This is a genomic window from Kitasatospora sp. NPDC032757, assembly GCF_055579305.1.
Genome location: NZ_JBVINN010000039.1, coordinates 73,132 through 86,255, shown reverse-complemented (window position 1 = coordinate 86,255; position 13,124 = coordinate 73,132). Strand labels below are relative to the sequence as shown.

At 73.1% G+C, this 13,124-nt stretch carries 9 protein-coding genes; 6 read left to right on the top strand and 3 right to left on the bottom strand.

Annotated elements, in window-relative coordinates; all coding sequences use genetic code 11:
- Positions 1–54: 54 nt before the first annotated feature.
- A complete protein-coding gene (locus ACZ5WK_RS31925; RefSeq protein WP_465552625.1) occupies positions 55–3,198 on the bottom strand; it encodes an ATP-binding protein in 3,144 nt (1,047 codons plus the stop codon).
- Between the two features lie 249 nt (positions 3,199–3,447).
- Here ACZ5WK_RS31925 and ACZ5WK_RS31920 point away from each other — a divergent pair, with 249 nt between their 5' ends.
- The 6 genes from ACZ5WK_RS31920 (at position 3,448) to ACZ5WK_RS31895 (ending at position 10,110) form a co-directional block, all read left to right on the top strand.
- Complete coding sequence (locus tag ACZ5WK_RS31920; RefSeq protein WP_465552623.1) at positions 3,448–3,942, top strand: MarR family winged helix-turn-helix transcriptional regulator; 495 nt, start codon at positions 3,448–3,450, stop codon at positions 3,940–3,942.
- The gene (locus ACZ5WK_RS31915) at positions 3,939–4,397 is read left to right on the top strand and encodes a MarR family transcriptional regulator (protein WP_465552621.1); all 459 of its coding nucleotides are present in this window, start codon (positions 3,939–3,941) and stop codon (positions 4,395–4,397) included. The genes ACZ5WK_RS31920 and ACZ5WK_RS31915 overlap by 4 nt, the downstream gene beginning before the upstream one ends.
- A gap of 64 nt (positions 4,398–4,461) precedes the next feature.
- On the top strand, positions 4,462–4,851 hold the full coding sequence (locus ACZ5WK_RS31910) for a hypothetical protein (RefSeq protein WP_465552619.1): 390 nt from the start codon (positions 4,462–4,464) through the stop codon (positions 4,849–4,851).
- A 362-nt stretch (positions 4,852–5,213) separates the two neighbouring features.
- Positions 5,214–6,350: a GNAT family N-acetyltransferase gene (locus ACZ5WK_RS31905; protein WP_465552617.1), complete on the top strand. Its 1,137-nt coding sequence runs from the start codon at positions 5,214–5,216 to the stop codon at positions 6,348–6,350.
- On the top strand, positions 6,347–7,525 hold the full coding sequence (locus tag ACZ5WK_RS31900) for a LuxE/PaaK family acyltransferase (protein ID WP_396320372.1): 1,179 nt from the start codon (positions 6,347–6,349) through the stop codon (positions 7,523–7,525). Before ACZ5WK_RS31905 ends, ACZ5WK_RS31900 begins: the two co-directional genes overlap by 4 nt.
- Positions 7,522–10,110, top strand: coding sequence for an acyl-CoA reductase (locus ACZ5WK_RS31895; RefSeq protein WP_465552615.1), 2,589 nt, complete (start codon positions 7,522–7,524; stop codon positions 10,108–10,110). Before ACZ5WK_RS31900 ends, ACZ5WK_RS31895 begins: the two co-directional genes overlap by 4 nt.
- Before the next feature lie 94 nt (positions 10,111–10,204).
- Here ACZ5WK_RS31895 and ACZ5WK_RS31890 read toward each other — a convergent pair whose 3' ends face one another.
- On the bottom strand, positions 10,205–11,479 hold the full coding sequence (locus ACZ5WK_RS31890; RefSeq protein ID WP_465552613.1) for a phenylacetate--CoA ligase family protein: 1,275 nt from the start codon (positions 11,477–11,479) through the stop codon (positions 10,205–10,207).
- A 304-nt stretch (positions 11,480–11,783) separates the two neighbouring features.
- The gene (locus ACZ5WK_RS31885) at positions 11,784–12,950 is read right to left on the bottom strand and encodes an alanine--tRNA ligase-related protein (RefSeq protein WP_465552611.1); all 1,167 of its coding nucleotides are present in this window, start codon (positions 12,948–12,950) and stop codon (positions 11,784–11,786) included.
- Positions 12,951–13,124 lie beyond the last annotated feature (174 nt).

The following is a 13,124-nucleotide window of genomic DNA, read 5'->3' as shown; positions in this document are numbered from 1 at the left end:
TCGCCTGGTGCCTGGGCCTGGCCGTCCTCGGCTACTTCTGGTCGACCTCCACCTTCAACCGCGACCCCAAGTAACCGCCGTGACAGCGCGGGCCGAGTCCCGCAACCCGCTCCGCCCCAGGGCGGCGTACTCCGACACCGCGTCGGCGTACGCCGCCCCGTCGGCGTCCAGCGCCTTCTGCCGGGCCCGCTCCTCCGACATCGTCGGCTGGAAGTCGCGCATCACCCGCAGCCGTTCGGCCAGCGCGATCATCCGGACGGCGGACGCGTCGCCCGACGCGAGCCCCACCAGGCCGAGGGCGTGCAGCACCGTCCCGAACACAGGGAGCTCCATGGGCGAGCCGGACGGGCCGGAGAGCAGCGTCCGCAGCCGCTTCCGCAGCCGGTCGACCGGCCCCGCGACGAGCTCGACGCGGCCGGCGTGCGCGTGTGCCGTCACCGCCGCCGACTGGATCTGCAGGGCCCACGGGTCGAGCCAGGGGTCGCCGCTGTGCGTCGAGCCGGCCGCGAGAATGCGCTCGACGGCGCTGCGCCACAGGCCCAGACCGACCTCCGTCAGCCCGCGGGCGAGCGCGATCTCGGCGCGCCCGCCGAGATCGGTGCTGTAGAAGGCGTCCTGCTGCGGGGCGTTGTCACTCTCCGCCAGCCGCAGCCAGTACTCGGCCTCGTCGGGGTCCCCGCGTTGCAGGCAGGCGAGGACGAGGGTCGAGCGCATGCCGATGTAGTCGTGCCCGTCGCCGATCCGCGGCAGCGTCTCGAACGCCGCCTTGAGGTGCTCGTACGCCGTCTCGCCCTGCCCCGTCCGCAAGCAGAGCTCGCCCAGCCGCGAATGACGCATGAGCTGGATGGACGGGTTGTCGACCGGGGCCAGTGCGGCGACCATCCGGTGAGCCGAGGCGAGCGCGCGGTCGATGTCCTGCTCGTACTCCCAGACATAGGTGGCGACGCACTCGGCGAGGCCGGCGACCAGCGGCTGCTCGCTGTCGCTGCCGCAGAGCCTGTGCAGCGCGTCGTAGTCGGGGGGCCGCATCTCGGGGACCGCGCACAGCACCACCGCGGTGGCGCCCAGCAGCGTGTCCGTCGGGGCCGGGGGCAGCCGCCGCAGGGTGACGAGCTGGCGTACCGCGTGCGGGCCGTAGCCCATGAGCAGGCCCGCCGTGCACACCACCGCGGCGGCGCGGGCGACTTCGACGTACTCGGGCCCGGGGCGGTAGTGCGACAGCGGCGGGCCGGTGTCGGCGGCGAGGGTGACGAGGCGGGGAAGGTTGGCGGCGGTGGACCACAGGCCGGCGAGGGCGGCGGTGAGGGCGGCGGTGGTGGGGTCGTCCGCCCGGGCCAGGGCGTACCGCAGGGCCAGCACGAGGTTGTCCTGCTCGGCCCTGATCCGCTCCCAGGCCGCCCGCGGTTCGGGGTCGAAGAGGACGTCGTGGTGTGCGACCCCGAAGTCCCGCGCCCAGGCGAGGAACCGGCCGACGGCCGCGTCGTCCCCGCCGGCCTCCGTGCGCCGGGCCGCGCTGAACTCCCGTACGGTCTCCAGCATCCGGAACCGCGCGCCGGCCGGGGTGTCGGCGACGGTGAGCAGGGACTGATCGGCCAACTGCTCCAGGAGAGAGAGCGCGTCCTCGCCGAGCACCTGTTCCGCCGCCTCGCCCAGGAAGCCGCCGGGGAAGACGGACAGCGTGCGCAGCGCGGCCTTGGCGTCCTCGGCGAGCAGGTTCCAGCTCCACTCCACGACCGCGTACAGCGTGCGGTGGCGCTCCGGCATGTCCCGCACCCCGCCCCGCAGCAGCGCGAACCGGTCGCCGAGGCGCCGGGCGATCTCCGGCACCGAGAGCACCCGCACCCGCGCCGCGGCGAGCTCCACGGCGAGCGGCAGCCCGTCGAGGTGGCGGCAGAGCCCGGCCACCGCGTCCGGCGGCAGCTGCACGCCTGGCCTGGCGGCCCGGGCCCGCTGTGTGAACAGCTCGATGGAGGTGTCGAGACCGAGCTCCGGCAGCGCGTACACCGCCTCCGACGTCAGGCCGAGGGGGGCCCGGCTGGTGGCGAGCACACGCAGGTCCTTCGAGGACGAGACCAGGGCCCGCACCAGGTCGGCGGCGCCCCGGACGACCTGCTCGCAGTTGTCCAGCACCAGCAGTGCGGGCCCGGAGCCGAGCACGCCGAGGATGCCGGACACCGGGTCGGCCGAGGCGTGGCCGCTCACGGCGCCGGGCCGTCCGTCGCCCGCGCCGAGCGCGGAGGCCACCTCCGCGGCCACGTCCTCGTTCGCGGTGACGGCGGCCAGCGGTACGAAATGCACCACGCGCTGCTCGGCCCCGCGGCTGACGGCGTGCGCGAGCCGGGTCTTGCCGAGGCCGCCGGGGCCGATGACGGTGACGGCGCGGGAGGCGCGCAGCAGCCGTTCCACCGCCGCGATGTCGTCGTCCCGTCCGAGCAGTGGGTTCGGCTCGTGCGGCACGCCGTGTCTGACCACGGGCGCCTCGCCGCGCAGCAGCTCCTGCTGGACGGCCTTGAGCCCGGCACCCGGATCCGTGCCGAGCCCGTCGCGCAGCTCACGGCGGTACGCCTCGTAGCGCATCAGCGCGGCGGACGGGCCCGCCGTCGCCGCCTCGCCGCGCAGCAGCTCGGCGAGCACCTCCTCGTCGCGCGGATGCCTCGCGGCGGCCACGGCCAGCGGCCCGGCCGCCTCCGCGTGCCGCCCCAGCCGGGCGAGGGCGAGCGCCCGCGCGCGGACGAGCGTGCCGTGGACGGGGGCGCGCTCGGTGCGCAACACGGCTACGGGGTCGTCGGTGTCGCCGGCCTCGTCGGGGGCGCCCTCCCACAGTGCGAGCCCGGCCTCGGCCGCAGCCAGCGACCCCGCGTGGTCCCCGGTCCTGGCCCGGTCCGCGCTCGCGGCGGCGTGCAGCAGCAGGGCGGAGCTGTCGACCTGATCCTCGGCGAGGGTGAGCCGGTATCCGGTCGGCGTGCTCGCGAGGACGTCGAAGCCCAACTGCGCCCGGGCCCTGGAGACGAGGACCTGCAGCGCCTTTCCCGGCCGCTCCGGCAACTCGTCCGGCCACAGACCTGCCACCAGCCGCTCGGTGCTGCAGCCCGTGCGCAGGTCGACCGCCAGCAGCGCGAGGAGGGCGCGGAGCCGGGGCGCGGTGACCTCCTGTCCGCGGTAGGCGACACGCGGCAGCAGGGTCAGGTCGGTGGTCACCCGTGCAGATTAGCCGAGGCACCGGCCGCCGGAAGCCCTGGTGCGGGGCCGAACTCCCGCCGCCCGCACGGCTGCCGCGGCCGTGCCGACGGGGCCCGCACCCGCGCCACCGGGGCGGCTCAGGGCCGCCCGAACGCCGACTCCGCGGGGGTCGGGTGCGGGGGCTCCGGTGGAGGGTTCTGGCGGGAACGGCGGGGGGCAGGCGGAAGATAGTAGCCATGGACATAGTAGCCATGTACTCTATTTGCCATGAGCAAGGGTTCAACGGGCACCACGCCCGGCTTCCTGGTATGGCGGCTCGCCAACAAGTGGCGTGTCGCGGTCGATCGCGCGGTGGCCCCGCTGGGCCTCACGCACGCGCAGTACTCCCTGGTCGCGTCGCTGTACGGCATGCAGCGCGCCGGCGAGCGGCCCAGTCAGCGCCGGCTCGCCGACCACACCGGGCTGGAGGCGCTGTACGTCTCGAAGCTGGCGCGTGCGCTGGAGTCCGCCGGGCTGATCGAGCGCACCCGCGATCCCCGCGACCCGCGCGCCGTACAGCTCGCCCTCACCGACGAGGGCCAGGCCGTCACGCGGCAGGCCATCGCGGTGGTCCAGGGCCTCCTCCAGCAGTTGCTGGAGCCGCTCGGCGGCCTCGACGCCCCGCGGACGCGCGCCTTCACCGAGGAGTTGACGGCCCTGCTCGACGTACCTCTCGCTCCATCCCTGCCCGACGACGAGAGCACTCAGGGGAGAACACCATGACCACCACCGCCTCCACCACCACCGCACCCGCCGCCGACGCCCGCGCCCTCGGCCTGGCCCACTACGCCGCCCGCGGCGTCCTGGAGCACGTCCTGGCCCGGCACGGCGTCACGTTCCAGCAGCAGGTCGCCCTGCGCGCCGCCGTCACCGCCGACGCCCCGCAGACGCCGGCCGAACTGGTCACGCAGGTCCGGAGTTCCCTCAAGACCGATCCGGCCGACATCCGCGCCACTCTCGACGGGCTGCTGGCGCGGCAGCTGCTCGTCGTGGACGGTGCGCACCTTCGCGCCACGGATGCGGGGCGCGAGCTGCTCGCCGTCGTCGCCGCGGAGACCGCCCCCATCACCGCCCGCGTCTGGGGCGGGATACCCGCCGAGGACCTGGTCGCCGCCGGGCGCGTCCTCGCCCTGGTCGCGGAGCGCGCCGACGCGGAGCTCGCTGCGCTGACCGTCTGACCGCCCGTTCGGACCGCCTTCCCGTCGAGACGCGCTCGTCCGCTCCGCCGGGATCGTCGCCGCGATGAGCCACCTGCGCAGGCAGGCCCCGCGGCTGAGCCCGCAGGAGGCGAAGGCCTACGTCGTGATCGTTCGGGACGGCGCCGAACCCCCGGAGGAGCTGGCGAGCCTCACCCGGGAAGAGCCGAAGTGGCCGCCGCTGCCCATCGAGATGCTGGCCGGCCCGGTCGAGTCGCGGCCGGGCCGAGGGGTCGAGATGCCGGCCGGCCCGGTCCGGCAGCGGCCGGGCCGAGGGGCCGGTGAGGTCGACGGCGCTCTGTTCGGCCGACGGATACGCGCCCCGATCACCGCCCACAACGGGCTCGGCGACCACTCGGCCCCGGGGCGCGGCAGATCTCCGACGCCGTCCGGAAAATCACCGCCCTGGGGCAGGGTGGATCAATTCATTCGTTGAATTTCGTACATATTTGATGATCCATCAGAAGAGTTTTGGCGAACCATCACCGCTGCTTCTGAATGGTTGTGATCCTTGTCGCACCACTACCGGTGAACCCCTTGTCCCACCTGCTGAGACGGCATCGACCGCCGGCGAAGGGGGCCGCCGTGATGCCGGAGCCGGGTTAGTGTGATGGTCGGTCAACCTACAGTGACCGCACTCCTTCCGTTCGTGCCCAACGCGGCTTTCGCGACCCATCCGGTCCGCCGTGTGGCGGGTTGCCCCAATCCGGGTGCTCGCCGCCGGGCGTGAATTCGCTCTTCCATGTCGCGTCCACGCAGATCCGTGGACGTACCGCCTTCGTGGGGGGAGGCAATCCGGTGCTCAACTATTCCCCGGCGCGTCCCGATGACGTCGACGCGCTGCTCCTGCTGTACCGAGAGGTCTACGGGCGTGCGTACGCACTGCCGCTCGGGACCGATCCCGACGTGATGGCGAGCGAGATCAGCTCGCCGCAGACCACCTGGCTGGTCGCCCGCGAGCCCGCCGGCGGCCGGCTCCTCGGCTCGATCGTCGGCACCCTCGACCCTGCCGCCCGGCTCGGCAAGCTCCAGGGCCTGGTGATCCACCCGGACGCCCGCGGCCTCGGCGCGGGCCACCTGGCCGTCCGGCAGCTCAGCGAGGCACTGCTAGGCGGCGATCGGCCGGCCGACTCGCTCTACTCGACCGCCCGTACCAACTCCACCGCGCCGCAACGGATCTGCCTGCAGGCCGGGTTCCGCGCACTCGGCGTCCTGCCGAACCTGCGCAAGGCCGCACGGCACGAAACCATGGTGCTGCTGGCCCGCCACCGCGAGGGCGTGCTCGAACAGCGCCTGCCGGTGGCACGCGTCCCGCAGGCCCTGGGCGGCCTCATGCGGGCCCTGGACGCCGTCCCGGGCCCGCACCCGAGGCCGGAGCTCGCCGACGAGCCGCTGCCGGTCCCGGCCCGGGGTCCCGGCCCGGGGCTCGAACTCGTCGACGCCCCGCAGTTCGTGGCCCGCCACTTCGCCCGCCACCTGCCCGACCCCGGGCAGTGCTTCTACCCCTTCCACACCCCCAACGTGCTGCTCACGCCCGCCGACGGCCGCTACGAGCTGTACGCGCAGCTCAGTCCGTCCGACGGGTACTGCACGCTGATCGGCGCCGAACCCGGGCTCTCCGCGATCGGTGACGACCTCGACACCATCACCCAGAAGCTCGCCGCCCACGGCGCCAGCTACCTCGAAACCCTGCTGCCACTGGACAGTTACGAGAACCTGCGGCTGCTGCTCGCACACGGGTTCCTGCCGGTGGCCGCCTACCCGGCGATGCGCCGGGAGGACAAGGGCTTCCGTGACTACGTGGTGATGGCCCGCACCCTCCAGCCGCTCGACTTCCGCGGCCTGTCCATCGATGCCGCCTTCCAGCCGTTCGCCGAGCAGTACATCGAACTGTGGAAGCACCAGAACCTCAACACCAACGGGATATTCCGATGAACAAGTACCTGCGCCCGGTCGCGGTACCCGACGCCGATGCGCTGGCCCACGTACAGCAGCTCTGCGACATCGCCGAGCCGTACCAGGCCGGCCCAGCCTCGGACCGCCTCTTCACCGCGGCCATGAACGAGTCCAACGCCTGGCACGCGGCCAGGTCCCCGTTCTTCGACCGGCTGCTCAAGGCCGGCCCGGGCGCGGGACGCCCGATCGAGAGCATCGAGGAGCTCGACCGGCTGCCCTTCGTCCACGCCAACTTCTTCAAGGCCCACGAGATCCTCTCGCTGCCCCGCGAAGAGGTGCTGCTGCACCTCACCTCCTCCGGCACCACCGGCCAGCGGTCGCAGATGTTCTTCGACGAGTTCACCCTGCGCAACGGCCAGCGCATGGTGGCCCGGGTCTTCGACCACTACGGCTGGATCGACGAGCGGGAGCCGGTCAACTACCTCCTCTCCAACTACCAGCCCCGGCCCGGCCTCAACCTCGGCACGTCGTTCACCGACGAGTACCTGTGCCACTTCGCCCCGGTCCGCTCGGTCGAGTACGCCCTCAAGCACACCGGCAGCACCCACGAGTTCGACCCCTTCGGCTGCGTCCGCACCCTGATTCGGTACGCCGAGGAGGGCGCCCCGGTGCGGATCCTCGGGTTCCCCGCCTTCCTCTCCTTCACCCTCGACCGGATGCGCGACCTGGGCATCGGCCCGCTGGAGCTCTCCCCGCGCTCGCTGGTCGTCTTCGGCGGCGGCTGGAAGGGCCACGCGGACAAGCAGGTCGCCAAGCCCGAGCTGTACCGGCGCATCCACGACCAGCTGGGCATCCCGGACGAGCGGATCCGCGACGGCTACGGCGCCGCCGAACACTCCGTCCTGCACATGGAATGCCCCAACCACAACCTGCACGTGCCGGTCTGGGCCCGGATGCTGGTCCGCTCGGTGCGCGACCTGACACCGCTGCCCTACGGAGAGCCGGGCTACGCGCAGTTCATCTCGCCGTACGTCACCTCGGTGCCCGCCCAGTCCGTCCTCATGGGCGACCTGGTCACCCAGCACGCGCCCGAGGAGTGCGGCTGCGCACTGTCCACCCCCTGGTTCACCGTGCACGGCCGGGCCGGCCTCAGCCGCAACCGCAGCTGTGCCATCGCCGCCGCCGAACTCCTCAAGACCGAGAAGGCCTCATGACCAGCCCCACGACTCCCGTAGCGACCACCGACCGGCACTACTGGCAGGGCAGCTGGGTCGACGACACCGAAGCCGAGCGACGCCTCGCGGGGCTCGACACCTGCACCACCGAGGCCCTCGCCGTCCCGCTCAGCCCGCTGACCGTGCTCGCCGCCTGCGACCGCCTCGCCGCCACGCTGGCCGACCCCGCGAGCGAGCAGCACCGCCGGCTCGCCCGGCTGCTCGACGACGCGGACGTCGACACCGCGGAGCGCGAGCGCACCCTCCACGACCTCACCGAGGCGCTCGGCCGCGAGGCCCTGGAGACCAAGGTCACCCGCGAGCTCGGCGGGATCGACCCCGGACGGCTGGCCCGCTTCGACTTCCGCCGTGAGATCTTCGAGGGCTGGCTGCCGGTCGGCCTGCTGGTGCACATCGCCCCGGGCAACGCCCCCGCCGCCGGCGCGCTCAGCGTGGTCGAGGGCCTGCTCGCGGGCAACCTCAACATCGTCAAGACCAGCGGCGGGAGCCGTTTCACCCACGCCCTGCTCGCCGAACTGGCCGCGCTCGACCCGACCGGCGCCATCGCCGCGCGGACCGTCGTCCTGGGCTTCCCCTCCTCCCGCACCGACTGGCTGGCCCGGCTCTGCGGCGCCGCCGACGCCGTCGCCGCCTGGGGCGGCGAGGAGGCGGTCAACGCCATCGCCGCCCTCACCCCGCCCGGCTGCCGGCTGGTCGACTGGGGGCCCAAGCTCTCCTTCGCCTACCTCACCGCCGACGCCTGGTCCGCCCCCGAGACGCTCGCGGGCATCGCCCAGGACATCTGCCGCCTGGAGCAGCAGGCCTGCGCCAGCCCCCAGGTGATCTACCTGGACACCGAGGACCACGATCAGCTCTTCGCGTTCGCGGAGCGCTTCGCCGCCGTCCTCGCCGCCCAGCCGCCGAGCGCGGCCGAGCCGGAGCTGCTGGAGAGCGCCGAGATCACCAACACCGTGCTGGTGGCGCGGCTGGAGGAGCACCTGGGCCTGACCAAGGTGCACGCCGACCCCGCCGCCCGCTGGCACGTCCTGGCCGACACCCGCGGCGCCCTGCGGGCCTCCCCGCTGCACCGGACCGTCTGGGTCAAGCCGCTGCCGCGCAAGCGGATCGGCGAGGTGCTGCGCCCGATGCGCCGCTACCTGCAGACCGCCGGGATCGGGGCCTCCCGCCGCGACACCGCCGAGCTGGCCGGCGCCGTCCTCGCCGCCGGGGTCCAGCGGGTCACCGTCCCCGGGCGGATGCTGGACAGCTACGACGGCGAGCCGCACGACGGCGTGTACGCGCTGCAGCGCTACAGCCGCCGGGTGGACGTCCAGCTGGACGCCCGGTTCTCCGCCGACGCCTGCCTGGACGACCTCGTCGGCGCCCGCGAACTGCCGCCCCCGCCGGTGCCGGTGACGGCGAAGAGCGAGTTCGAGCAGCTGCAGGAGGACCTCGGCCGGGCCGAGGTGTTCTTCCGCAGCGGGGGCAGCTCCGGCGCGCCCAAGCTCTCGGCCTTCAGCTGGGACGACTACCACGAGCACATGCGGCACGGGGCCGAGGGCGTGCTCGCGGCGGGCTTCGACCCGCGCACCGACCGGGCGATGAACCTTTTCTTCGGCGGTCTGCTCTACGGCGGCTTCCTGAGCTTCTACTCGGTCCTGGAGAACCTGCGCGCGGTGCAGTTCCCGATGGCCGCCCAGGACGACCACGCGGCCGTCGCCCGCTCGATCGTCGAGCACCGGGTGGACACCCTCTTCGGCATGCCGAACTACCTGCTGCGGGTCTTCACCGAGGGCGCGGACGTGCTCCGCGAGTACCGCGGGGTGCGCAAGCTCTTCTACGGCGGAGAACACTTCCCCGAGCGCCAGCGCACCTGGCTGCGCGAGGAGTTCGGCGTCGAGCTGATCCGTTCGGCGGCGTACGGCAGTGTGGACGCCGGCCCGCTGGGCTACCAGTGCCCGGATGCCGGGGACCGGGTCCACCACCTGTTCAGCGGACTGCAGACGCTGGAGATCCTCGACCTGGAGGAGGACCGCCCGGCCGGTCCGGGGCAGGCCGGGCGGCTGGTCTTCACCGCGCACAGCCGGCGCGGCCAGCGCCTGGACCGCTACGAGATCGGCGACCTCGGCCGCTGGGTGGACGGCGGCTGCCCCTGCGGGCGGCGCACCCCGCGGTTCGAACTCCTCGGCCGCTTCGGCGACATCTTCCGCAGTGGCAGCCACTTCCTCAACTACCGTCGCTTCGTGCTGGCGGCCGAGGAGCGGCTGGACCACCACGGCGCCCTTCAGCTGCTCCTCGACGAGGACGAGCACAGCGCCCGGGAGAAGCTGACCGTCCGCCTGGAGGGGCTCCGCTCGCAGTCGCGCCCGGGCGAGGACCCGGGCGCGGGCGAAGACCCGCGCCCGGCCGAACACCCGGACGCGGTAAGGGAGTTCCTGGACGCCTACCCGGACCTCGCGGCCGCCGTGGTGCGCGACGGCCTGGTGGAGCTGTCCGTGGAGCACGCCCCCGCCGAGGACTTCGAGCGGACGGCCGCCAGCGGCAAGCTCCTTGCGGTCGTCGACCGCCGGGCCCGGAACCGCTGAGGACCGCGGGCCGCCGCCAGGCGGCGGCCCGTAGCTCCCGTGGCTCCCGTGGCATCCGTGGCTCCGTAGTACGGCGCCACGGATGCTACGGGGGCTACCCCATCCGCTCGTCGAGGAGCCGGACCAGCTTGCCGGTCCGGGGGTTGACCGCGAGGCCGTCCGGGGCGACCCATTCGAAGGCCAGCGGGTGGATCAGGCCCTTGCGGACGTGGTCGGCGAACATCGGCCGGGTCTCACCGAGGCGCGTCGTCAACTCCCGTTCCAGGTCCGGGTTTCCTCCGCCCGGGGCGGCGAGCCGCAGCACCAGCTCGTCCCGCTCGGCCCGGTGCCGCAGGACCACCTGATGGCCGACGATCGGGCCGTGCCCGCCGGTTGCGGCCAGCAGGGCGCGCAGGTCCTCCAGATAGACGGTGACCACCCCGACCCGGGCGCCCTCCTCCGAGCGTCCCAGCAGCCGCAGGCGCCGCCGAGGGAAGTCGACCCACTCGGCGAGGTCGCCGACCGGGTAGCGGATCACCGGCATCAGACGGCGGACCAGATCGGTGGCGACCACCCGGCCGGGGCGGCCCTCCTCCTCGATCGGCTCGCCGGTCTCCGGATCGAGCAGCTCCACCACCTTGTCCTCGGTGAAGACCTCGTGCACCCGGCTGTCCGGCTCCCCGGCCACCGGTCCGGCCAGGACGCCCGCGTCCACGCTGGCGTAACCGATCGACCGGACGGCCACGTTGGGGAAGGCGGTGGTGAGCAGTGCCACCTGGTCCGGATAGCAGGCTTCGCCGGCGAAGAGCGCGATGCGGACGTCCGGCAGGGTCCCGACGGTGTCGACGACCTCGCGGGCGAGCCGGCACAGTGACGTGGGCGGCGCGGCGACCACGGTCGCGGAGAAGTCGCGCAGGGCCTGGACGGTGGCGTCCAGTGGCGCGGCGCCGCCGATCGGCAGCTGCACCGTGGGGACGGGCGCTTCCTGCAGGCAGTTGAGGGTGAAGACGAAGCTGGAGTAGAGCTCGCCGGCGTAGAAGAGGTTGGCGACCTTGTCCCCGGCGCGCAGCCCGGCGGCCGGCAGGCCGCCGCCGAACGTCCGGCTCATGCGGCGCCACTCCGCGCGGGTGTACATGGACACCCGTGGTGCCCCGGTGGTGCCGCCGGTCTTGAAGACGATCCCGTCCTCGTGTGGCCCGGTGAGCACCCGGCTGTTGGTGATGCCGTGGGCCGCCCAGTAGGCGGTGTGCTCGGTCAGCGGCAGCGCGCTGAGGCCGGTGGGGTCGGAAGGGCCGGCGAGGTCATCCGGGAGGCCGGCGTAGAGGTCGCGGTAGAAGGGGGAGTTCTCCCGTACATAGCGGATCAGGTCGGGTATATGAGTAGTCGTCACATCATATGAGTCTAGACCTGTACAAAAGCCTCGTCTGCGCGGGGTGGGGGCGCCGGGACCCTGGGGCTGCTGCGTGGACCGGGATCGAGAACGCCGGCCGGCTGCCACCGGCTCGGGCCGAACGGGACCGGCTGGAAGCCCTGTTGGGGTGGATCCCCGGTTCCCCGACCGGGGATCCACCTCCGTGGCGCAGTGCCGCCGTGGCGGCCAGGCGCGTCACGCCTGCGATTGGTTCGGCCTCGTCGGCCTCATCGGTCTCGCCGGCTCGGCCTCGTCGGCCTCGTCGCCGCCGGGCTCCGGGCCGTTACTGCGGTCGCAGGTTCAGGACGAGGTCGCGCGGCAGACCGTGGGTGTCGTGGAGGTAGTGGAAGTCCTCCTCGCGCAGCGGGCCCCGGAACCGGGGGCGGGCCAGGATCTGCCGGCCGCGTTCCAGGAGCCGGCCGAAACGGCGCTCCTCGTCGAGCAGCACCCGGCGCACGGCATCCGGATCCCCTTCCTGGCGGAAGCGGTCGAGGGTGTGCAGGATCAGCTCGTCCGGCAGGTCCCCGAGACTGCGCGAGGGATCGTCCCGCCGCAGCACGGTGAGCACCCGTCGTACCAGCCGGCGCAGCACGTAGCCGCGGCCGGTGTTGGCCGGGCGCACCCCGTCTCCGATCACCACCATGGCGGAGCGCAGGTGGTCACAGACCAGCCGCAGTGACGGCTCGTCCAACTGCCACAGGGTCGGCACCACACGGCGCCAGGGGTCGAAGACGTCGCACTCGAACACCGACGTCCGGCCATGCAGCAGCGAGGCCAGCCGTTCCAGGCCGAGCCCGGTGTCGACGTTGCGCTGGGGGAGCGGCACGAGCGATCCGTCGACGAGTCGTCGGTGGCGCATCATGACGTGGTTCCACACCTCCACCCAGCGGTCGTCACCGGTCGGCGTCGACTCGGGCGGGGTGTCGCCGGTCCACAGGAAGATCTCCGAGTCGGGGCCGCACGGCCCGGTCGGGCCGTTGGACCACCAGTTGTCCTCGACGGTGAGCTCCACCGGCACCCCGTGCGACTGCCACAACTCCAGGGAATCGGTGTCCGGTCCGGTCTGGTCGTCGCCGCCGAAGACCGTGACGTGCAGCAGCCCGGGATCGATGCCGAACCCCTCGGTGAGCAGCCCGTAACCCCAGTCGAGGCTCTGCGGGCCCTCGTAGTCGCCGAGCGACCAGGTGCCGAGCATCTCGAAGACGGTCAGATGGGTGCGATCGCCGACCTCGTCCAGGTCCGTGGTCCGCAGACAGCGCTGCACATTGACCAGCCGCCTGCCGAGGGGGTGCGGGCGCCCCTCCAGGTGCGGGGTGAGCGGGTGCATGCCCGAGGTGGTGAACAGCACGGGGTCACCGGGCGGCGGCAGCAGGGTCGAGCCGGTGATCCGGCGGTGGCCGCGATCCTCGAAGTACTCGACGAACGTGCGGACGATCTGATCGGTGTTCATGGGGTGGCTCCTTCGCGTGAACTGCGGGGAGGCACCGGACGACTGGTCCGCGCGGTCATCGGAACCGGGGCGGGAAACGCCATGGAACCACCGGCGGACCGTGTCCGGTCGCCGGTGGGAAAGGGGTACGTCAGGCGGCGGCAACCGGCGAGCTGGTCGCTCGCGCGGTCGCGG

Excerpts from the sequence above, each read along its gene's own strand:
- ACZ5WK_RS31920 (WP_465552623.1), top strand. The coding sequence starts at position 3,448 with ATGAGCAAGGGTTCAACGGGCACCACGCCCGGCTTCCTGGTATGGCGG.
- ACZ5WK_RS31915 (WP_465552621.1), top strand. The coding sequence starts at position 3,939 with ATGACCACCACCGCCTCCACCACCACCGCACCCGCCGCCGACGCCCGC.
- ACZ5WK_RS31910 (WP_465552619.1), top strand. The coding sequence starts at position 4,462 with ATGAGCCACCTGCGCAGGCAGGCCCCGCGGCTGAGCCCGCAGGAGGCG.
- ACZ5WK_RS31900 (WP_396320372.1), top strand. The coding sequence starts at position 6,347 with ATGAACAAGTACCTGCGCCCGGTCGCGGTACCCGACGCCGATGCGCTG.
- ACZ5WK_RS31895 (WP_465552615.1), top strand. The coding sequence starts at position 7,522 with ATGACCAGCCCCACGACTCCCGTAGCGACCACCGACCGGCACTACTGG.
- ACZ5WK_RS31885 (WP_465552611.1), bottom strand. The coding sequence starts at position 12,950 with ATGAACACCGATCAGATCGTCCGCACGTTCGTCGAGTACTTCGAGGAT.